The sequence below is a fragment of the Pseudoxanthomonas sp. JBR18 genome, from assembly GCF_028198165.1.
In the GTDB taxonomy this organism is placed as follows: domain Bacteria; phylum Pseudomonadota; class Gammaproteobacteria; order Xanthomonadales; family Xanthomonadaceae; genus Pseudoxanthomonas_A.
This window is the reverse complement of the sequence record NZ_CP116339.1, coordinates 2,922,487-2,942,956: the sequence shown is the minus strand read 5'-3', so window position 1 is coordinate 2,942,956 and position 20,470 is coordinate 2,922,487. Positions and strand designations below refer to the sequence as shown.

Annotated in this window: 14 protein-coding genes; 4 read left to right on the top strand and 10 right to left on the bottom strand. The window is 68.4% G+C overall.

Features of this window, described 5'->3' with window-relative positions; translation table 11 throughout:
* Nucleotides 1–5: 5 nt before the first annotated feature.
* Nucleotides 6–740 carry a 16S rRNA (uracil(1498)-N(3))-methyltransferase gene (locus tag PJ250_RS13160; protein ID WP_271645033.1) on the top strand — a complete coding sequence of 245 codons (735 nt, stop codon included), beginning with the start codon at nucleotides 6–8 and terminating at the stop codon, nucleotides 738–740.
* A 93-nt stretch (nucleotides 741–833) separates the two neighbouring features.
* On the opposite strand, the gene PJ250_RS13155 is transcribed toward PJ250_RS13160, so the two are convergent.
* From PJ250_RS13155 to pilG, 7 genes are all read right to left on the bottom strand, one after another.
* Nucleotides 834–1,241 (bottom strand): EF-hand domain-containing protein, encoded by a 408-nt coding sequence (locus PJ250_RS13155; protein ID WP_271645031.1) that lies wholly within the window; start codon nucleotides 1,239–1,241, stop codon nucleotides 834–836.
* Between the two features lie 72 nt (nucleotides 1,242–1,313).
* Nucleotides 1,314–1,793: a chemotaxis protein CheW gene (locus tag PJ250_RS13150; RefSeq protein WP_271645029.1), complete on the bottom strand. Its 480-nt coding sequence runs from the start codon at nucleotides 1,791–1,793 to the stop codon at nucleotides 1,314–1,316.
* A gap of 4 nt (nucleotides 1,794–1,797) precedes the next feature.
* Nucleotides 1,798–3,234, bottom strand: coding sequence for a chemotaxis protein CheB (locus PJ250_RS13145; RefSeq protein ID WP_271645028.1), 1,437 nt, complete (start codon nucleotides 3,232–3,234; stop codon nucleotides 1,798–1,800).
* Entirely contained in the window at nucleotides 3,221–10,129 is a 6,909-nt protein-coding gene (locus PJ250_RS13140; protein ID WP_271645027.1) for a hybrid sensor histidine kinase/response regulator, read from the bottom strand. Before PJ250_RS13140 ends, PJ250_RS13145 begins: the two co-directional genes overlap by 14 nt.
* Nucleotides 10,130–10,189: 60 nt before the next feature.
* Nucleotides 10,190–12,223, bottom strand: coding sequence for a methyl-accepting chemotaxis protein (locus PJ250_RS13135; protein WP_271645025.1), 2,034 nt, complete (start codon nucleotides 12,221–12,223; stop codon nucleotides 10,190–10,192).
* Nucleotides 12,224–12,296: 73 nt separating this feature from the next.
* On the bottom strand, nucleotides 12,297–12,827 hold the full coding sequence (locus tag PJ250_RS13130; protein ID WP_271648637.1) for a chemotaxis protein CheW: 531 nt from the start codon (nucleotides 12,825–12,827) through the stop codon (nucleotides 12,297–12,299).
* An 89-nt stretch (nucleotides 12,828–12,916) separates the two neighbouring features.
* Complete coding sequence (gene pilG, locus PJ250_RS13125) at nucleotides 12,917–13,318, bottom strand: twitching motility response regulator PilG (RefSeq protein ID WP_271645023.1); 402 nt, start codon at nucleotides 13,316–13,318, stop codon at nucleotides 12,917–12,919.
* A 196-nt stretch (nucleotides 13,319–13,514) separates the two neighbouring features.
* On the opposite strand from pilG, the gene gshB reads away from it, so the two are divergent.
* Nucleotides 13,515–14,465 (top strand): glutathione synthase, encoded by a 951-nt coding sequence (gene gshB, locus PJ250_RS13120; RefSeq protein ID WP_271645022.1) that lies wholly within the window; start codon nucleotides 13,515–13,517, stop codon nucleotides 14,463–14,465.
* Nucleotides 14,462–15,340 carry an energy transducer TonB family protein gene (locus PJ250_RS13115; protein ID WP_271648636.1) on the top strand — a complete coding sequence of 293 codons (879 nt, stop codon included), beginning with the start codon at nucleotides 14,462–14,464 and terminating at the stop codon, nucleotides 15,338–15,340. Before gshB ends, PJ250_RS13115 begins: the two co-directional genes overlap by 4 nt.
* 182 nt (nucleotides 15,341–15,522) lie before the next feature.
* Here PJ250_RS13115 and tsaB read toward each other — a convergent pair whose 3' ends face one another.
* The 3 genes from tsaB to sucC form a co-directional block, all read right to left on the bottom strand.
* Nucleotides 15,523–16,233, bottom strand: a complete 711-nt coding sequence (gene tsaB, locus PJ250_RS13110; protein ID WP_271645021.1) for a tRNA (adenosine(37)-N6)-threonylcarbamoyltransferase complex dimerization subunit type 1 TsaB — start codon at nucleotides 16,231–16,233, stop codon at nucleotides 15,523–15,525.
* 180 nt (nucleotides 16,234–16,413) lie between these two features.
* Nucleotides 16,414–17,286, bottom strand: coding sequence for a succinate--CoA ligase subunit alpha (sucD, locus tag PJ250_RS13105; RefSeq protein ID WP_271645020.1), 873 nt, complete (start codon nucleotides 17,284–17,286; stop codon nucleotides 16,414–16,416).
* Between the two features lie 172 nt (nucleotides 17,287–17,458).
* Nucleotides 17,459–18,622: an ADP-forming succinate--CoA ligase subunit beta gene (sucC, locus tag PJ250_RS13100; RefSeq protein WP_271645019.1), complete on the bottom strand. Its 1,164-nt coding sequence runs from the start codon at nucleotides 18,620–18,622 to the stop codon at nucleotides 17,459–17,461.
* 197 nt (nucleotides 18,623–18,819) lie between these two features.
* On the opposite strand from sucC, the gene PJ250_RS13095 reads away from it, so the two are divergent.
* Nucleotides 18,820–20,427 carry a sensor histidine kinase gene (locus tag PJ250_RS13095; RefSeq protein ID WP_271645018.1) on the top strand — a complete coding sequence of 536 codons (1,608 nt, stop codon included), beginning with the start codon at nucleotides 18,820–18,822 and terminating at the stop codon, nucleotides 20,425–20,427.
* Nucleotides 20,428–20,470: the final 43 nt, after the last annotated feature.

Sequence of the window (20,470 nt, the reverse complement as noted above, 5' to 3'; positions counted from 1 at the left end):
ACGCCATGCGCCTGACCCGCGTCCACGTCGAGCAGCCCCTGGCCGTTGGCATGCAGCTCGACCTCCCGGAGGAAGCCGCCGCGCACCTGTCGCGGGTGCTGCGCCTGCGCCAGGGCGATGCCTGCGTGCTGTTCAACGGTGATGGGCATGACTACGACGCGCGCCTGGGCGTGGTGGGCAAGCGCACCAGCCAGGTGGAGATCACCGGCGCACGCGCGGTCGAGACCGAGTCCCCGCTGCAGGTGACGCTGCTGCAAGGGATCGCCCGCGGGGAGAAGATGGACCTGATCCTGCAGAAGGCCACCGAGCTGGGCGTCACCGCGATTGTGCCTGTCGATTCGGAGCGCTCGGAAGTCAGGCTTTCCGGAGAGCGCCTGCAGAAGCGCGTGTCGCACTGGCGTGGCGTCGTCCGCGCCGCTTGCGAGCAGTCCGGTCGCGCGCGCGTTCCGGATGTGCGCGAGCCGGTCGCGATCGCGACCGCCGCCGACTACTTGCCGGCCGACGACCTGCGCCTGTTGCTCGATCCGATCGGCACCCAGCGCCTGACCACCCTGGTCCGGCCGGCGTCCGGCCAGGTGGTCATCGCCATCGGGCCGGAGGGCGGCTGGTCGCCCCGCGACCGGCAAGCGCTGGAGGGCATGGGCTTCCAGGGCCTGCGCCTGGGGCCACGCGTGCTGCGGACGGAAACCGCGGGCCTGGCTGCCATTGCCGCGGTCCAGGCGTTGCTTGGCGACCTCTGAGCAAGCCTGTGCCGGGACCGTTGAAGCAAAGACGCCGGGCAATGCCCGGCGTTTTTTCATCTCTGGCGGAAGAAAGCAAAGATCAGACGCGGCTCAATGCCATTGGGAGAGCTCTTCTGGCGTGATCTTGCCGTCGTGATTCTTGTCGACCAGACGGAACTCGCTGTACAGCGCCTGGTCCTGCGGGATCTCGTCCTTGGTCAGCACGCCATCCCCGTTCTTATCCAGTTCGGCGACGGTGACATGGTAATCGGCGGCATTGGGCAACTTGTTCGGCTGTCCCCAGTTCACGGTGACCGGCCCCTGCGGCGTCTCCATCGTCATGGTCTTGAAGCCCGGAGGCGGCAACTCGGTGGTCAGGGTGTTGTCTGCAGAGCGCGGCGGTGGCGCCACGGTCTGGGCAGCGGTCGACGGCGGAGCGGTAGCCGACTGGGCTTGGGCAGCACCCGCGGCGGCCAGCAGCAGGCACGACCACAGGCTGCGTTGGAACGTGGACTTCATGTGCTGTGCCTCGCGAGATCAAAAAGAGGTGCAAAACCTCGCACCAACGCCGCGAATGAGGCGTGAACCGACTCAGACGGCGCTGGTCGCCTGGGCCGCGGCCTCGCACACCAGGGTTTCGATGGCTTCCAGGTCCGGCAACAACGCCGACTCGTCGCCCAGCAGCACGCGCATTTGCACGCCTTGCGGAAGCGGCTCCTCGCTGGCGTCGGCCAGCAGCCCGTCGCGGGGCACCGAGATCAGTCGCGGGAACGACTGGGTCATCAGCCCGATGTAGGGCGTGGTCTCACTGCCGGTCAGGGTCTTGAGGACCACGATCTTGCTGCTGCTGGTCACCGGCTCGTGGCCGAGGCCGCCCAGGTCGACCATCGAGAACACCGGCACCTGCCAACCCTGCCAGTCGATCCTGCCCGGCATCCAGTGCGGCGTTCCCTCCACGGCCTGGACAGGCACGCGCGAGAGGACTTCGGCCACGGTGGCGTTCGGCAGCAGGACGCGCTCGGCGCCGGCCTGGATCAGGAAGCCTCGGATTTCGTCGTTGGAACGGGTCATGCGATCAGCCTCCCAAGGCGTCGACGATGCGCTGGGCCAGCGCTTCGGGGGTCGCGGTCTCCCCGCCCCCCTGTTCAAGGGCCTTGGCCGCCGTCCAGTCATAGCAGCCCTGCAACGACTGTCCGCCCACCAGGGCCCCGCGCGCGGCAAGCATCAAGGCAGGCTCCGCGCATTCCACCCCGGCGCCGCTGAGCAGCAGGACCGCGGTGCGTGCGGGGGGAAGCGCATCGAGCAGACCGGTCACATCCGATGCCCCCTCGCCGAAGACCACGACGCCATCCTGCGCCGCCGCCGCCACCTGATCGGGCACGACATAGACGTAACCCGCCCGCGCGGCCATGCCGGGTTTGGCGAGCAGCACCGGCAGCGGCGATGCGCGCTCCATCTGGCGTGCCAGGTTGTCATAGCGGCCGCCATCCAGGCGCAGTTGCACCAGCACCGGCAGCGTGAAATCGGCCGGCAGGCCGGCCAGGACCCGACGCACGGCATCGGGTCCGCCGATGCCGGCGTACAGCAGGACCGCACCGGCCACCTTGGCGCCCGCGGCCTCCTGCGCGGCGTCCCCGACCGGTTCGGCCTCGATCGCTTCCAGCTCGAAATTCAGGTGGTCCAGCCCGGGCGGGAGAACCGGGGCCGCCATCGGCTCGCGCCTAGCCGGCGCCACGATCTCGAAATCCTCCACCAGCGACAGGTGCGCGAATGAAGGGAGTGCGGGCGGAGCTGCCGCTTGCGTGGGCTCAGCCCTTAGCTGGGCAGGCGGCGCCTCGATCGCGTCCGCCTGCGCGCTGACGGCATCGGCCGGTGCGGAGAAATCGTCCACCAGCGCGAGCCGCTCGGGCTGCTCGGGCGGGGTCCAGCGCTCGGCATCGATGCTGAACGCCGCCGACGCCTGGTCGGCCTCCTCGTCCTGTTCGATCGAGGTCGGATCGAACTGGAATCCGGTGTCCTCGGGCAGCGCGGCGGCCTGTCCGGCGGCTTCCTGCAGATGCCTGTCGACCGTATCGTCGCTGACCTCGGCTGGCGCTTGCGGGCGGCCTGGCTCAGGCTGCGGCGCCTCGATCTCCAGGCCCGGAGGCAGCACGTCGCGATGCCCGTACAGCTTGGCCGCCAGGTGGCGCGCCCAGCGCTGGGCGTCCCAGCCATCGCGGGAGGTAGCCAGCTCGGCGTCGTCATAGATGACGGTCAGCGCCGGATCGCACAACACCGCGTCCAACTGGACCAGCGCGTCCTCGATGGCCGGCTCCAGCGCGACCAGCACCGCTTGCGGGCTGGCCGCGGACAGTGCTTCCGGCGCCAGTGCGTTGGGATCGTCCTCCAGCGCGATCTGCGCGCCGGCTCCCAGCAGCGCATCGCGCAGCTGGTCGCGGGCGCGCCCGGGCCGGGCCAGCAGGGCCACCCGCGGCGCGGCGGGCGGCACGGTGTCGGACTCAATCGCGGACACGGGCAATCCCCAGCAGGTCGTAGACATTACGCATCAGGTCCAGCTCCTGGTACGGCTTGCCCATGTAGCGCTGCACGCCGATCTCCAGGGCGCGCTGGCGATGCTTGTCGCCGGTCCGCGAGGTGATCATCACGATGGGCACGCCGGCAAAACGCGGGTCGGCCTTCATCGCGGTGGCCAGCTCGTAGCCGTCCATGCGCGGCATCTCGATATCCAGCAGCATCAGGTCCGGAACACGTTCCTCCAGGCGTTCCAGCGCTTCGACGCCATCGCGCGCGGTGCTGACCTCGAAGTTGTGGCGTTCCAGCACACGGCTGGTGACCTTGCGCATGGTCAGCGAATCGTCGACCACCATCACCAGCGGCACCTGGCGCTGTTCGACGACCGCGACGACCGGCGTGATCGAGGTCGGCTGGGTCATGTAGCGACGCACCAGCGGCGCGGCATCCAGGATCACCACCACACTGCCGTCGCCAGTGATCGTGGCGCCGTAGATGCCGGGGATGGAGCCGATCTGCGGCCCCACTGGCTTGACCACGATCTCGCGGTTGCCCAGCACCTGGTCCACCGCCACGGCCGCGCGCAGCTCGCCGGCGCGGACCAGCAGCAGCGGAACCACCGGCTGGCCTTCGGCCTTGGCCGGGTCCAGGCCCACCAGGGTGCCCATGTCGTGCAGCGCGTATTCCTCGCCCCCGTAGACGTAGCTGGCCCCGGAGTCGAAACGTTCCCGGCTCAGGCGCCCCACGCCGCCGACCGCGGCCACCGACACCGCGAACTGAGTTTCGCCAACCTGCACGAACACGGCCTGGGTGACCGCCAGGGTCTGCGGCAGGCGCAGGGTGAAGGTGGTGCCGCGACCTGCGACCGACGCGATTTCCAGGGTGCCGCCAAGCTGACGAACCTCGTTGTGGACCACGTCCATGCCCACGCCACGTCCGGCGAGCTGGCTGACTTCCTCTGCGGTCGAGAAACCCGGCTCCAGGATCAGGCGTTCCAGATCCATCTCAGACAGCTCGGCGCCAGGCTTGAGGATGCCGCGCTGTTCGGCGCGACGCCGAATGGCGGCGTGGTCGATGCCGGCGCCGTCGTCGGCCACCTGCAGCACCATTTCCGATCCCTCGCGGCGCAGCACCACGCGCACGCTGCCTTCTTCAGGCTTGCCCGCATCGCGGCGTGCCTGCGGAGATTCAAGGCCATGGGCCACCGCATTGCGCAGCAGGTGCTCGAGCGGCGCGGTCATGCGCTCCAGGACGTTGCGGTCCAGTTCGCCATGGGCGCCTTCCAGCTGCAGCTGGGCTTGCTTGCCGGTGTCCTGCGCCGCCTGGCGCAACACCCGGCGCAGACGCGGGACGCTGCCTTCGAACGGCACCATGCGCGCGCGCATCAAGCCGTCCTGCAGTTCCGAACTCACGCGCGACTGCTGTCCCAGCAGGCTGTCGTTCTGGCGCGCCAGATCGTCCAGCACGCCCTGCAGGCCGCTGATGTCGGCCGCGGACTCGGCCAGTGCGCGGCTGAGCTGCTGCAGGGTGGAGAACCGATCCAGCTCCAGCGGATCGAATTCGGCGTCACGGGTGTCGTGCTCGCGTTGGTAGCGGGCCACGATTTGGGCTTCGGTCTCCAGGTCCAAGCGCCGCAACTGATCGTGCAAGCGGGTGTTGGTGCGATCCAGCTCGGCCATGGCCGCGCGGAAGGCGCCCATCTGCTGCTCCAGGCGCGCTCGGTAGATCGCCACTTCGCCGGCGTTGTTCACCAGCTGATCGAGCAGATCGGCGCGCACACGCACCTGTTCCTGCCCGGTGCTGAGGCTGGTGGTGTCTTCCTCGCCGGCCGCCTCCAGATCGATCGGCGCCGACAGCGGAGCCAGGTGCGGGATCGGCTGCGGACCGGTGGTGGCCACCGCTGCCACCGCGGCAAGGGCTTCGAGCGGGTGCGGCGCGGCAGGCGTGTCGAAAGCGGCCGCGGCGGCCACCGGCACCTCGCGCTCCGTTTCCGGTGCCTCCAGGTGTTCTGGGGCTTCCGGCACGGCGTCGGCAACGTGGGGCGCCTCCGCCTCGCTAGGTGTGTGCACCTCGAATGCCGCTGTGTCGGCGGTCTCGGCCAACTCCTGGTCGTCGGGCGTCGACGCTGGCGCATCCACGCCGGCGTCGAAGGCGATGCCTTCCACATCCAGCGCAGGCAGGCGGTCTTCCTCGTTTGCCTGCTCCGCGTCCGGGTCCGCCGACGCCATTACATCTTCGGCTTCCGCGGGCTCGGACACCGTGCGATCGAACGCAACGGTCTCCAGGTCGTCGGCAGCGACCTCCTCGACCTCGACGACGTCCGTGGGTGCATCCGCCTCGAAGGACGGCGCAGGGTGCTCGACGGCCTCGGCGGCTTCGCGCTGTTCTGCGTCGTCGGTCACCGCGGATTCGGAAGTCGCGCCGACATCGTCCATGGCGGCGGTGAACTCCGCAGGCGCCTCAGAAGCGTCCGAAGCCAACGACTCGGACACGTCCGCGCCGGTCGTCGGCGTGCCCGCTTCCTCGGTCTCTACCGGCTCGACCGCGACAGGCGACGCCTCGTCTGGCAACGTCGCACCTTGTGCGCGTGCATCGAATTCCGCGACCAGCTGCGGCTGCGACTCGACCACCAGATAATCGGCCGTGCGCGCCAGCATGCCGTGCAGCACGTCGAAGCCGCGCTCGAGCAGCCCGACCACGCCACGATCCACCTCCGCACGATGTTCGGCGACCTGCTCCAGGAGCGACTCGATCGCATGCCCTAGGTCGCCGATCGCCGAGATCCCGGCCATGCGGGCGCCACCCTTGATGGTGTGCAGATCGCGCTGCAGGCCGATCACCAAGCTGCGGTCGTCCGGGGTTTCGCGCAGACGCGCAAGCAGGCCATCGGAGTGATCGAGCAGATCGTTGCCTTCCTCGACGAAGATGTCGACCAGATCGCGGTCGAACATCTCGAAGTCCAGGGTCTGGGCGGCCGCCTGCGAGGGCAGGTCGCTGACCGGCGGCTGCGGCGCATCGACCACGGCAACGCCTGGGTCCTCCTGGGACACGGTCGTTTCAGCGGGCCCATCAGCAGGCGTATCGTCGAACGATGCCTCGCCCACGGCAGGCAGGTCGGGGCTGGGGTCTTCGGTAGCACCCGCCGCCAGCGACGGCGCGTCTTCCGCGATGGAATTGCCAGGCGCATCGAAGACAGCCTCAGCCTCGGGGGCCGCAGGCGCGATGGCCTCCTCGACGGCCTGCGGGGAGAGGGTCTCGGCCCAGGCCGCGGCTTCGGCCGCCGCTTCCGGCGGGGTCAGATCGACGTCCTCAACCGCGTCAGCATCGACCGGCGCCACGGACCAGGCGGCAGCGTCTTCCAGCACCAAGGCGTCTTCGGTCTCAGGGCTGGTCGCCGGCAGGGCGGCGGCATCCAGGGTCTCGACATCGATCTCGGGATCCTGGACGGACGTGCGCTCGATGTCGTCCGGTTCCACCAGCGCCTGCGGCTCGCCGTTCTCCACCTCGAGCGGTGTACCGGGCTGCTCGGCCGGCGCGTCGAACTCGGCGGCCACCGGGTCGAAGGAGAGACCTGCCGACAGGTCGCTTTCGGACACCTCCGGCCCCTCGCCATCCTGCGCGATCGGCTCGGCCGACAGCTGGGCGTGGTCGCCATGATCGAGATCGAACCCGTCGTCCCGACTCGCTGCATCGCTGCCAGGCTGCTCGGGCGCCGGCATCCCGGGCCCGGTCGATTCTGGTGTATCGATGAAACGCGACAGGTCCATCGCACCGGTGAGCTCGGTCCCGGCAGGGATATCCGGCGTGAAGTCCGTGGCGCCCTGCCCGGCATAGGTGTTCTGCCGGCGGTCGTCGATCACCGTGGACAACGGCCGCGGCGCCTGCGGCAATCCGTCGCGCAGTTCGGAGAGCGTCGCGCACAGCGCGGTGAAGTGCGGAATGCGCGCCTGCTCGGTCTGCAGCGCGGTCATCGTGTCGCGGACGGCCACGGTCGCTGCCGCCAGGCCCGCGACGCCGGCCGGATCTATGTTGGCACCGTTGCCCAGCGCACGCTTGATGTACTGCTCGGCGCGGCCGGTCACCTCGGTGATTTCCGGCACGTCGGCCATGGCAAAAGCGCCATTGAGGGTGTGGAAGGCGCGCAGCAGGGACTCGCTGGCGGCCAGGCTCTCGCGTCCGGGCGTCCACTGGGCCAGCCAGCCATCGACGGTCTGCAGGTGGTTGGCGACCTCGGCCTCGAGGATCTCGCGCAGGACGCTGTCGACCGAAGCCGGCGTGCCTTCCAGGTCAGGCTCCGGCGCGGCCGCTGCGGCCTGTTCGGCGTGCGCAAGGTCGTGCCCTGCGGCCTCGACTGGCGCGGGGGCGGCGGACGGCGCGCTGTAGAAGGCTTCCTCGCCTTGGGCGATGCGCTCGGCGACGTGCTCGATCCCGGCCAGATCGGCGGTGACTCCCGGCTGGCCGCGCAGGGCCTGGTTGAGTTGCGGCAGCGTGGCGGTGGCCTGGTCGAGCAGTGCCACCACGGCAGGCGTGGGCGCGCGGGTGCCATCGAGCACGCGATTGAGCGTGTTCTCGATTTTCCAGGCGAACTCACCCAACTGGCGCGCGCCGACCAGGCGGCCGCTGCCCTTGAGGGTGTGGAAGACGCGCCGAATCGAACGCAGGCGCTCCAGGTTGTCCGGATCGGCGCGCCAGCCGGGCAGCATCTCGTGCAGGCTGGCGATTTCCTCGTCGAACTCCTCCAGGAAGACGTCGCGGATCTCGTCGTCGATGTCCTGGCCGCTGGCGTCGAACCCCGACTCCAGGGCAGGCGCGCCCGTCTCGATGGCCGCGGCCGGGACCGGTGCGTCATCGGCCACCGCCACGGCAGGCGTGTCGGCCACGGCCTGCGGTGCAACGTCCCCCACCTCGGGCAACGCCGCATGGAGTCCGCCGGTCGGCAACTGGTCGGCGTATTCGGCGTATTCACTGGCTACCGGATCGAACTGCGCGAAAGCCGCCTCGTCCGGAACATAGGCCGGAAGCTCCGGACCGCGCTCGAGCTCGACCGGCGGCTCGGCCGGCGCGCTGCTCGGCGCGTCCTGATCCAGCGCCGGCTGGGAGGGCGCGTCATCCAGGGAGACGGCCGTGGGTTCCGCGGTCGCAGGCGCGAATGATGGTGGCGTGTCATCGACGGACTCGACCATCCCCGTCTCGATGTCTTCTGCGGCCGCCGCGGCAGGCACGGGCAGCGGCCAGTAGCGCAAGGCCTCCAGGCTGGAGCGCGCGATGTCCATCAGCTCGTCGCGATTGGGGCGGCGTTCGCGCAACGCTTCCAGGTAGTACTCCAGGCTGGCCATGGCATCGGCCAGGGTGTCCAGCTGGGTGCCGCTGGGCACGCGCTTGCGCTCGATCAACTCGGTGGCGATGTAGCGGCGCACGCCTTCGACATAGTCGGCCGGCTCGGCCAGCTCGAGCATGCGCAGGGCGCCGCACACCTCTTCCAGCAAGCGTGGGGTGTCGGCCAGTTGACCGTGGTCCCAGTCCATCTCGATGAAGGCCACGAACTGGTGGCGGACCTCGGCGAAATTGCGGATCGCCTCGCCCGCCAGAACCTCGACAGTGTTCTGGGATTCGCTGGCCTGGGGCTGGGAAGTCCCCTCCTCGGCCAGGTTGGCGGCCTGGTCGTCCAGGGAGGCATCGACATAGAGCAGCGCGCCGGCGATATCGAGCAGGGCGCTCTCATCGGGCGTACGGCGCCCGTCGACCAGCTCGGCCAGGGACTCGCGCTGCTGCAGGACCACGTTGCGGGCCAGCCCCTGTCCCATCATGCCCAGGGTGTCGGCGATGCTGCCAAGCTCGGCCACCAACGGGGCGAGCTCTGCGATCTGCGCGCCGGTGCGCAACTGCAGGTCGAGCGCGTCTTTCACGCGCATCAGTTCTTCCTTCACCGCACCGCCGACGGTGTCCAGCAGCGCGCGATTGCGTCCGCTGATGCTACTGCGGGCATGCTCGATTTCGGCCTGGCTCGGCGAAGCGGTGGCCAGATCGAAGGCTTGCCGCAGGTCTTCCAGCGCCGGATGCGCCGCGTCGGTCTTGGCGACCTGGTACAGCAGTTGGCGGGTCGGCTCCTGCCCTGGCGCTGCCGCGCCGGGAACCAGGCCCTGGCGGATCTGGCGCACGACGCGGTCCACGCCGACGAAAGCCTGGTGCAGCGCGGGGCTGGGGGCGATGGCCCCATCGCGCATCGCCTCGGCGACCGAGGTGGCCACCCACAGCATGCGCCGGGCGACGGTGTGCTCGGCCAGGCGCTGCAGCGGCTGCAGCGCCGAGGCAAGCGCGCCGACATCGGCAGGCGCCGCATCCTCGCTCCAACCGGACAGGATGCGCTCGAAATGATCGCAGGCCTGGGCGAAGCGGATCTCGCGGGTATTCCCGGGGAGCGGCTCGGTGGCGGGAACGTCCTGGGGCAAGGGGCGATCCAGGTCGGGCGCGAACAGCACGCTCTCGCTCAGGCCTGTCTCGCCACGCGCGGCGCGGATGTCGTTGAGCAGGGGCAACAACACGATCGGAATGTCGCGGTGCCCGCTTTGCAGGCGCTCCAGGTAATCGGGCAACAGCACCGTGCCACGCATCAGCGTCGCGCACGCCTCGTTCGCATCGGCCACCCGGCTCTCCTGCAGAGCCTGGGCGAGCTTTTCCAGCTCCTCGGCCACCATCGCCGGCGCGTACAGCTCCACCATGTGCAGGGTGCCCTGCACCTGGTGCAGGTAACCCACGCACGCCTGCATGCGCGCGGTGTCGGCCAGGTTCTCGGCAAAGGCCTCGATCTCACCGCGCACCAGGCGCAGGGTCTGGTCCAGCTCCGGCTTGACCCAGCCGAGCACGGCGTGGCTCATCGCTTCGCGAAGGGCGCTCATGGCTGCACCTGCGCGCGGGTGACCGTGTTGTCGCTGATGCACTTCATTCGTTCAAAGTCCTCAGCCCGGCAGCTTGAAGTCAGCCACCGAACGACGCAGGTCCGAGGCCAGCTGTGTCAGATGTCCGATCGATTCGGCAGTCTGCCCCGCGCCTTGCGAGGTCTGCGAGGTGATGCGGCGGATCACGCCCATGGTCTGGGTGATGTCCAGCGCGGCGGTCGACTGCTGCTGGGCCGCGGTAGAAATGTTCTTGATCAGTTCGTTGAGGTCGCTGGACACGCGCTCGATCTCACCCAGCGCGGTGCCCGCATCCTCGGCCAGGCGCGCACCGGACACCACTTCGGAGGTGGTCTGCTCCATCGAGCTGACCGCCTCGTTGGTGTCGGCCTGGATGGCCTGGACCAGCGATTCGATGCGGCGGGTCGCACCGGAGGTGCGTTCGGCCAGGCGCTGCACCTCGTCGGCCACCACGGCGAAGCCGCGACCGGCCTCACCGGCCGAGGCCGCCTGCACCGCCGCGTTGAGCGCCAGGATGTTGGTCTGCTCGGAAATGTCGTTGATCAGCTCCACCACCGAGCCGATCTCCTGCGAGGATTCGCCCAGGCGCTTGATGCGCTTGGAGGTTTCCTGGATCTGGTCGCGGATCTGGTCCATGCCGCGGATCGTCTCGCGCACCACCCCGGCGCCCTCGGTCGCGATCAGCACCGAGCGCTGGGCCACCTCGGCCGAGTCGGTGGAGTTGCGCGAGACCTCTTCGATGCTGACCGCGATCTCGTTGATGCGCTCCGAAGCGGTGGTGATCTGTTCGGCCTGGTGGTTGGCCGCCTCGGCCAGCTGCAGCGCGGTGGCCTGGGTTTCCTGGGTCGAGGCCGCCACCTGCACCGAGGTGTCGTTGATCGTGGTCACCAGGTTGCGCAGCTCGTCGACCGCGTAATTGATGGCGTCGGCGATGGCGCCGGTCATGTCCTCGGTCACCGAAGCCTTGACCGTCAGATCGCCTTCGCCGAGCGAGGAGATTTCATCCAGCAGCCGCATGATCGCCTGCTGGTTGCGGCTGTTGTACTCGACCTGGGTCTGGTAGCGGACTTCCTGCTCGCGGCGGCTGTTGCTGTAGAGGCTGTAGAGCAAGGCGATCAGCGACACCACCAGCACGATGCCGCCGATGATGGTGTACCAGAGGTTCGGAAACACACGCGTGTCGCGCACCGAACCGAACGCGGAGAACGCGTCGAACAGCGCCTTGCTGTCGCTCAGCATCTTGCCCGAGCCGCCGATGATGGCCGACGAGGCGCTCTGGGCGGCAAACAGGCTACGCGAGCCGCCCAGGATCGCGTCGAGGTCGCGCTTCATCTGCGCCCACAGCGTTTGCGACTGCTCCAGGGCCTCCAGCGCCGCCGCATTGCGCAACGGCGCGATGCCCAACTCTTCATTGCCGTTGCGCAGGCCCTCGAGCACCTGGTCGAAGACCAGGGCATCGCGCGCGAGCGCATCGCCGGCCATCGTCGCAGTGCTGCCACCGGCCCGCATCTCGGTCACGTTGCGGGCCATGCGCCCGGCCACCACGACCTGCTGCAGGGCGCTATAGACCTGCGAGGCCGGCGTGCCACTGGCCGACATGGCGCGAACCACCTCGTTGAGCTGGGCCTGCAGCTGCGGCACCTGGGCACCGAAACGGTTGGCGTTGCCCGACAGGGCCAGCACCGCCGGCTCGGCCTTGATGATCTGTCCGGCGTTGGCATCCAGAGCCTTCCAGGTGCCCACCAGCTGTTCCAGCGGGCCGTTCACGCCAGGCTCCTGGCCGAAGCGCTCCTGCAACGACGCGATGGTCTGGTTGATCCGCTCGTGCGTGGCCTTGAAGGCCGTATACGCCTCGGCGTCGCCGTTGACCGCCTCGTTGCCCTGGGTGGCCAGCTGCTGGGACAAGACCTGCAGATCGGCCGCGCCGGTTCCGGCACCGGCCAGGCGACTGCCCTGATAGGTGGACACGGCCGTATTGGCCGCCACCACCAGGAAGGAAAGCACCAGCAGGATCGCCCAGAACGTCGTACCCATGCCGCCCAGCCTGGCCTTGGGAGATTCCGCCGCAGTACTCATTCCATTACCCCTGATGATTCTTCATTCATTGGATGCGATCCGCGGCTCCCCGCCGCGGCCGTGACTACCGGCGCTACTGCGCCGCGTGTCTGAACTCGGGTGTGCGCGCCAGCAAGGACAGCGAAAACACGCCCCATGCCTGCCCCTCGCTGGAGAAGGCCTGGGAAACGAAATGCCCGAAGCGTCCCTCGGACAGCGCGCCTGGGTCGGTGGATTGCACCGCCTCGAAGCTGCGCTGCCCGTAGAGCTCGTCGATGGTCAGCGCCACGTCGCCCCCGGACTGGCGCATCACCAGCACCCGCTGCCCCTCATGCATCACCGTGCGCTCTCCCTGCAGAAACTGCTTCAGGTCGATCACCGGAAACAGGTTGCCGCGCAGGTTGCCCACGCCCAGCAGCCAGGACTGTGCACCGGGCACCGGCGTGATCGGCGGGATGCGGACGATCTCCACGACCTCGTCGAAGCTGGAAACCAGCCGCCGCGAGCCGATGCGGTAGGCCACGCCACGCCACTGGTCGTTGCCGGCGTGGACTTCGGGCAGGGCCACGGCATGGGCCAGGCTGCGGCGCTCGTAGTCGGCCAGGATGTCGAACGGGGTCCGGATCACGGCTGCGCTCCGGGCTGGCCCGCGGGGCGGACGACGGAGGCGGCGTGGCGATGTCGGGAGGCGGCGTCCATGGCGTTGTCCCTTGCTCAGGCGGCCACGTGGGTACGGATGGCGTCGAGCAGTTCCTCCCGCGTGAACGGTTTGGTGAGGTACTGCTCGGAACCGACGATGCGGCCGCGCGCCTTGTCGAACAGCCCGTCCTTGGAGGACAGCATGATCACCGGCGTGGACCTGAAGACCTGATTGTTCTTGATCAGTGCGCAGGTCTGGTACCCGTCCAGACGCGGCATCATGATGTCCACGAAGATGATCTGGGGCTGCTGGTCGGCGATCTTGGCCAGCGCCTCGAATCCATCGGTCGCGGTCACGACCTCGCAGCCTTCCCGCTTGAGCAAGGTTTCGGCGGTTCGCCGGATGGTCTTCGAATCATCGATCACCATCACCCGCAGGCCGCCGAAACTGCCGGCCTGGCTGTCGTTGTCTGTCATCGCAGATCATTCCCCTTGCGCGCGGCACTTTCTGGATGGCACCGCTGCGAAGCCGTCTATATCCCACCGCGCGGCTTGCCCTGTCAAGACGGCGCAGCCCGTTCAGCACACTATGTGACGTGGCTTGCAGAACAGGTCACAGTCAGCGCCTGCTAACATCGCCGGCTTGTCCCCCGCTTCCTCCCGGCACCCGAACATGCAAGCCGACGTCAACGTGGTGATGGACCCGATCGGGTCGATCAAGATCGCCAAGGACACCACCTTCGCCATGCTGCTGGAAGCCCAGCGCCGTGGTCACCGCCTGCACTATGTGATGCCCGGAAGCCTCTCGCTGCGGGACGGACAGGCCCTGGCCCGGACCGCGCCGCTGACCGTGGCCGATGACAAGGCAGGCTGGTACACCCTGGGCGAGGTGGTCGAAACGACGTTCGGCCCCGGCCAGGTCGTGTTGATGCGCAAGGATCCGCCGGTCGATCCGGAGTTCATCTACGACACCCAGGTATTGGAGGTTGCCCAGAACGCCGGCGCCCTGGTGGTCAACAACCCGCAAGGCCTGCGCGACTACAACGAGAAGCTGGCCGCGCTGCTGTTCCCACAGTGCTGCCCGCCGACCCGGGTCAGCCGCAGTGCGGCCGAGCTGAAGGCGTTCGTCATCGAGCATGGACAGGCCGTGCTCAAGCCCCTGGACGGCATGGGCGGACGTTCGATCTTCCGCACCGGCACCGGCGACCCCAACCTCAACGTCATCCTGGAAACCCTGACCGACGGCGGCCGCAAGCTGGCCCTGGCGCAGAAGTTCCTGCCCGACATCAGCGCCGGCGACAAGCGCGTGCTGCTGGTCGATGGCGAGGTGGTCGACTACTGCCTGGCGCGCATCCCGCAAGGCGACGAGTTCCGTGGCAACCTGGCCGCGGGCGGGCGGGGCGAAGGCCGTCCGATCAGCGAGCGCGACCGCTGGATCGCCAGCCAGGTCGGCCCGGTGATGAAGGCGCGCGGCATGCTGTTCGTCGGCCTGGATGTCATCGGCGACTACCTGACCGAGGTCAATGTCACCAGCCCGACCTGCGTGCGCGAACTGGACGCCCAGTTTGGCCTGAACATCGCCGGGCAGCTGTTCGACGCGATCGAGCGCAAGCTCCAGGCCTGAGCGTGTCCGCGCAACTGGCCGCGCCCCGGATCGACGAGAACGCCAGGCTCGGCGCCACATTGGCGCTGTCACTGCTGGTACACGGGATTGTGCTGCTCGGCCTAGGCTTCACCTTGGATGACAACGCGCCGGTCATCCCGACCCTGGATGTGATCCTCAGCCAGACCAGCACGCCACTCACCCCGAAGCAAGCCGACTTCCTGGCCGCGGCCAACCAGCAAGGCGGTGGCGACCGGGACAAGGCGCAGCGGCCGCGCGAGGCCCAGGCCGGCTGGGTGCCCCAGGCCGAGGCGGGCGTGTCGCCACAACCGCTGCGCGCGCAGTCGCCCGATGCCGCGCCGCCGCCGCAGGCGCGGGTGGTGACCACCCGCGACAGCCAGATCACCACCCCTGCGCAGGAATCCCGGCCACAGCCGGACCGGCCGGACCTGCCGCATGGCGAGCAGAAGATCGAGCACGACGCCGAGATGGCACGCCTGGCCGCCGAGATCCACCTGCGCTCGGAGCTCTACGCCAAGCGGCCCAAGCGCAAGTTCGTCTCGGCCAGCACACGCGAATACGCCTGGGCCGACTACCTGCGCACCTGGGTGGACCGCGCCGAGCGCGTGGGCAACCTCAATTATCCCGACGAGGCACGCCGCAGGCGCCTGTCGGGCCAGGTGGTGATCTCGGTGGCGGTGCGGCGTGACGGCAGCGTCGAACAGAGCCGCATCATCCAGTCCAGCGGCATCCCATTGCTGGATTCGACCGCCCTGCGCATCGTGCGCCTGGCCGCCCCCTTCCCGCCCCTTCCCCACACCTCGGAAAACATCGACATCCTGCATGTCACCCGGACCTGGGTGTTTCTGCCGGGTGGCGAAGTGCGCGACCAGTAGTCACAGAATCTCCGATCGCACGGTGGCGGTCCCGACGTCAGGGGCGGCAGTGCGGTCTGGATCGCGCCCCGTCGATGCCACGCGATCCAGGCCGAGTCCGTACACGGCCAGGCCGCGATCCGCGAGAAGACATTCCGCTGCACCACGCCCCCAACAGGGTTGGTCGGAAACCGTGCGCGCCGTCAGCCCGCCTGCTTGGCCGCGCGTGCGGCGCGCTGTTCTTCCAGGGTCAGGGCCACGTTGTTGCGCAGATAGGCGGGCTCCACCGATTCCGGCGCGGGCCGCTCGCCACGGGCATAGGCCTGGAGGGCCAACGTCGCCACATCGGCGGCATGCGGCAGCGCCTGCGCATCCACCTGGTCAAGCTGCGCGGCCAGCCGGTCGCGCAGCATGCCCTCGGCCGCGGCGAAGCCGGTCCCGACCGCCGACCATCCCGGCTGTCCATCGGCCAGCCTGACCCGGTCCGGCGCCATGACCTGCTCGGCATCGAGCCCGCGCAGCGACGCACCCTCACGCTGGAAGCAGGCGACATAGACCTCTCCCATGCGCGCGTCGATCGCGGTCACGACCTTGCCGGCGCCTTGCGGGGCACGCAGTGCCAGCGCCTGCAAGGTCGACACGGGGATCAGCGGGCGGTCCAGCGCCAGCGCCAGCCCCTGCCCCAGGGCGATGGCCAGGCGGACGCCAGTGAAGGCCCCCGGGCCTCGCCCCACGGCGATGGCATCGAGCTGGGACTTTGCGATGCCGGCTTCCTCCAGCAGCGCCTGCGCCCAGGGCAGGGCCAGCTCCGCATGCCGGCGCGGGGCAAGCTCGAAGTGTTCGAGCACACGCCCGTCGATGTGCAGCGCGACCGAACAGGCTTCGGTGGAGGTCTCAAAGGCAAGCAGATACATGACAGGCATCAATCGAGGGACAGGCGAATGGGCATTTTGCCCCCTGCCTTACGCAAACACGAAACGCAGCGGCCGGCACGGATGGTTGCGGTCGTCCACGTTCCGCTGCTGCAAACGAAAACGGGCCGCCCGCAGGCGACCCGTCTTCAACGCCACGCGCGCTTGGGCGCGCGGGCGGTCTTACTTCACCAGCTCGGCGATGGCCGCGCCCAGGTCGCCCGGCGAGCGGACGGTCTTGACGCCCGCGGCTTCCATCGCGGCGAACTTGCCCGCGGCCGTGCCCGAACCGCCAGAAGCGATCGCACCGGCGTGGCCCATGCGCTTGCCCGGAGGGGCCGAGGCGCCGGCGATGAAGCCGACGACCGGCTTCTTGACGTGGGCCTTGATGTACTCGGCGCCAGCTTCCTCGGCGTCGCCGCCGATCTCGCCAACCATGATGATGCCTTCGGTCTGCGGGTCTTCGTTGAACAGCTTGAGGCAGTCGACGAAGTTCAGGCCGTTGATCGGGTCGCCGCCGATGCCGATGACGGTGGACTGGCCCAGGCCGGCAGCGGTGGTCTGCTTGACCGCTTCATAGGTCAGCGTGCCCGAACGCGACACGATGCCGATCTTGCCCGGCTGGTGGATGTGGCCCGGCATGATGCCGATCTTGCACTCGCCCGGGGTGATGATGCCGGGGCAGTTGGGGCCGACCAGGACCACGTCCGGGTGCGACTTGAGCACGTTCTTGACGCGCAGCATGTCCAGCACCGGGATGCCCTCGGTGATGCAGACGATGACCTTGATGCCGGCGGCGGCGGCTTCGAGGATCGCGTCGGCCGCGAACGGCGGCGGCACGTAGATGACCGAAGCGTTGGCGCCGGTGGCCTTCACGGCCTCTGCCACGGTGTTGAACACCGGCAGCTCGATGTGGGTGGTGCCGCCCTTGCCGGGCGTGACGCCGCCGACGACCTGGGTGCCGTATTCCACCATCTGTGTGGCGTGGAAGGTGCCCTGCTGGCCGGTGAAGCCCTGCACGATCACCTTGGTGTTCTTGTTGATCAAGACAGACATGCGTTTGAGTCCTTGAGAGTTCTGCTATTTGGTCGGCTTCGGAACGATGCGGCATTTCGCGGTGCGAAACGCCGCTTGGGCGTACTTCCCCCCCCGCAACGCCGCTGTGCGGCGCTGCCGCCCCCTTGACTCAAGGGGGCTGGGTAGGGCTCCGTCCCGAACCAGGAATACGTCAGGCGGCGACAGCGGCGACGGACTTCTTGGCGCCGTCGTTGATGTCGTCGGCCGGAGTGATGGCCAGGCCGGACTCGGCCAGCAGCTTCTTGCCGGCTTCCACGTTGGTGCCTTCCAGACGCACGATCACCGGGACCTTGACGTCCACTTCCTTGACCGCGGCGATGATGCCTTCGGCGATCATGTCGCAGCGCACGATGCCGCCGAAGATGTTGACGAAGATCGCCTTGACCTTGTCCGAGGACAGGATCAGCTTGAACGCCTCGGTCACGCGCTCCTTGGTCGCACCGCCGCCCACGTCCAGGAAGTTGGCCGGCGAGCCGCCGTTGAGGGCGATCACGTCCATGGTGGCCATGGCCAGGCCGGCACCGTTGACCATGCAGCCGATGTCGCCGTCCATGGTCACGTAGTTCAGGTCGTACTCGCTGGCACGCACCTCGGCCTCGTCTTCCTGGGTCTTGTCGCGCATGGCGGCCAGATCCTTGTGGCGGAAGGTGGCGTTGTCGTCGGAGTTGACCTTGCCGTCCAGCGCGTACAGGTCACCGGAATCCAGGATCGCCAGCGGGTTCAACTCGACCAGGGACAGGTCCTTGGCGTTGAACAGCTCGTACAGGCCGATCATGATCTTGGCCAGTTGGTTGGACTGCTTGGCGGTCAGGCCCAGCTTGAAGCCGATCTCGCGGCCCTGGTAGGGCTGCAGGCCTTCGACGAAGTTGACGTTGAGGGTCTGGATCTTCTCGGGCGTCTCGGCGGCCACCTGCTCGATGTCCACGCCGCCTTCGGACGAGGCGATGTAGGTGATGGACTGGGTCCCGCGGTCCACCAGCACCGACAGGTACAGCTCCTTGGCGATCTCACCGGCTTCGGTCACCAGGACCAGGCCGATCGGCAGGGCCACGCCGGCGGACTGGTAGGTTTCCATCTTGGTGCCGAGCATCTTGGCCGCGGCGGCCTTGACGTCGTCGGTGGTCTTGCAGAACTTCACGCCGCCAGCCTTGCCGCGACCGCCCGCATGGATCTGGGCCTTGACCATCCAGGGGCCGTTGCCCAAGGCGTTGGCCGCTTCGACCGCTTCGTCCGGCGTGGACGCGGTGCGTCCGGCCGGCACCGGGATGCCGTACTCGGCAAACAGCTGTTTTGCCTGATATTCGTGGAAATTCATGCGTCACCGTATTAATAAGGTCAGTACGCATCGCGCGCCGCCGCGCGCCCCACGAACAGGGGCAACCGGGCGCCGATGGGCCGCGCATTGTCGCCCAAGGGCGTGTTGCGACGCAAAAGCGTCAGTTTGGCTGCCGCCCTCTATACTTCGGTTCGTTCCATCCAGTGGAAGGATTCCCCCAACTTGAGCACTGGGCCGTGAAACACTCTGCACTGTCCCTGGCCTCAGCGCCCCGTCGCGAGCTGTATTTCCTGGCGCTGTACCGCGTCCTGGAGGCGGGCATCCTGGCCGGACTCCTGTTCAGCCCGCTCTCGGACGTACTGGACAACGACCAGGCCCAGTCCCCCATGCTGGCGACCGGGGTCACGGTGTTCTATCTCGCCTTTTCGCTGGCCATGTTCTTCCTGGGGCGCAACGAGAAGCACCTGCTGCCGATCGTCATGATCGGTGTCTGCGTGGATATCGAGGTCGCCTGCCTGATCACCTATGCCTTACCGGCCGCCGCGCCGGGGGTGGCGATGCTGCTGCTCTTCAACGTCGCGGCCGCCTGTACGCTGCTGCCGCTGCGCTGGGGCATCGGCGTGGCCATTGGGGCGACCACGGCCCATTTCATCGAATACCTCGTCGCGACCTTCACACTCAACAGCTCGGCTCGACCGGTCGCCGAAGTGATCATGTTCTGCGTCAGCTATTTCGCCGTGGGCCTGCTCGCCGTCCAGGTCGGCTTGCGCGCACGCCGCAGCCAGCAGCTCGCAGAAGCGCGTGGCGTCGAGGTCGCCAATCTGGTTGAGGTCAATGAACTGATCATCCGCCGCATGCGCACCGGCGTGGTCGTGGTGGACCGGGACAACCGGGTCAAACTGGCCAACGAGGCCGCCACCGGCCTGCTGGGCACCGCAGTCAGCGATCCATCGGGAGAGGCGCGGCTGCAGGACGTCTCCCCGGAATTGGCCAGGCGACTGCAGCGCTGGCGGGCCGGGGCGCAGGAGGATGAGGCGCCCATGCCCCTGGGCCAGGACCAGCCCGATATCCAACCTCGCTTTGCGCGCCTGCTGGCGGGTAGCGAGCTGGCGCTGGTGTTCCTGGACGACGCCACGGTGGTCTCGCGACGCGCCGAATCGCTCACCCTGGCCGCCCTGGGCCGCTTTTCGGCCAGCCTCGCCCACGAGATCCGCAATCCGCTGGCCGCCATCAACTATGCGGTCCAGTTGCTCGAGGAATCCCGCGAGTTCAATCCCAGCGACCGGCATCTGCTGGGCATCATCCACCAGCAGTGCCAGCGCACCAATGGCATCGTGGAGAGCGTGCTGGGTCTGGCCAGGCGCGAACGCGCCATCGCCGAACACACCGAGCTCAACGCCTTCGCGCGCCAATTCGTGGACGATTACCAGCAGTCGATGTCCATCGAGACCGACAGCCTGGAGGCGGTCACCGGCAATCGCCCGGTCATGGCCCTCATCGACCCCCGGCACCTGCACCAGGTGGTGACCGTCCTGGTCCACAACGCCTTGAACTACGGGCGGCTGCCCGGCGAACCCGCCCGCATCCGCGTGCGCGTATTCCAACTGGACAACCGGGCGATGGTCGATGTGTTGGACCGCGGCCCGGGCATTCCCCCTGCCGTGGCGGCGCAACTGTTTCGCCCCTTCTTCACCACCTCCGAGCACGGCACCGGCCTGGGGCTATACATCGCCCGCGAGCTCTGTCGGGCCAACCAGTCCAACCTGGAATACGTCCCCGTGCCCGGCGGCGGCAGCTGCTTCCGCATCGCCATGCCCGGCCCCAATTCCCTGCTTTCGGCCTGACCTACCTTGCCTTGCGAGTAAAATCGCGTCAGCGTGACGCCTC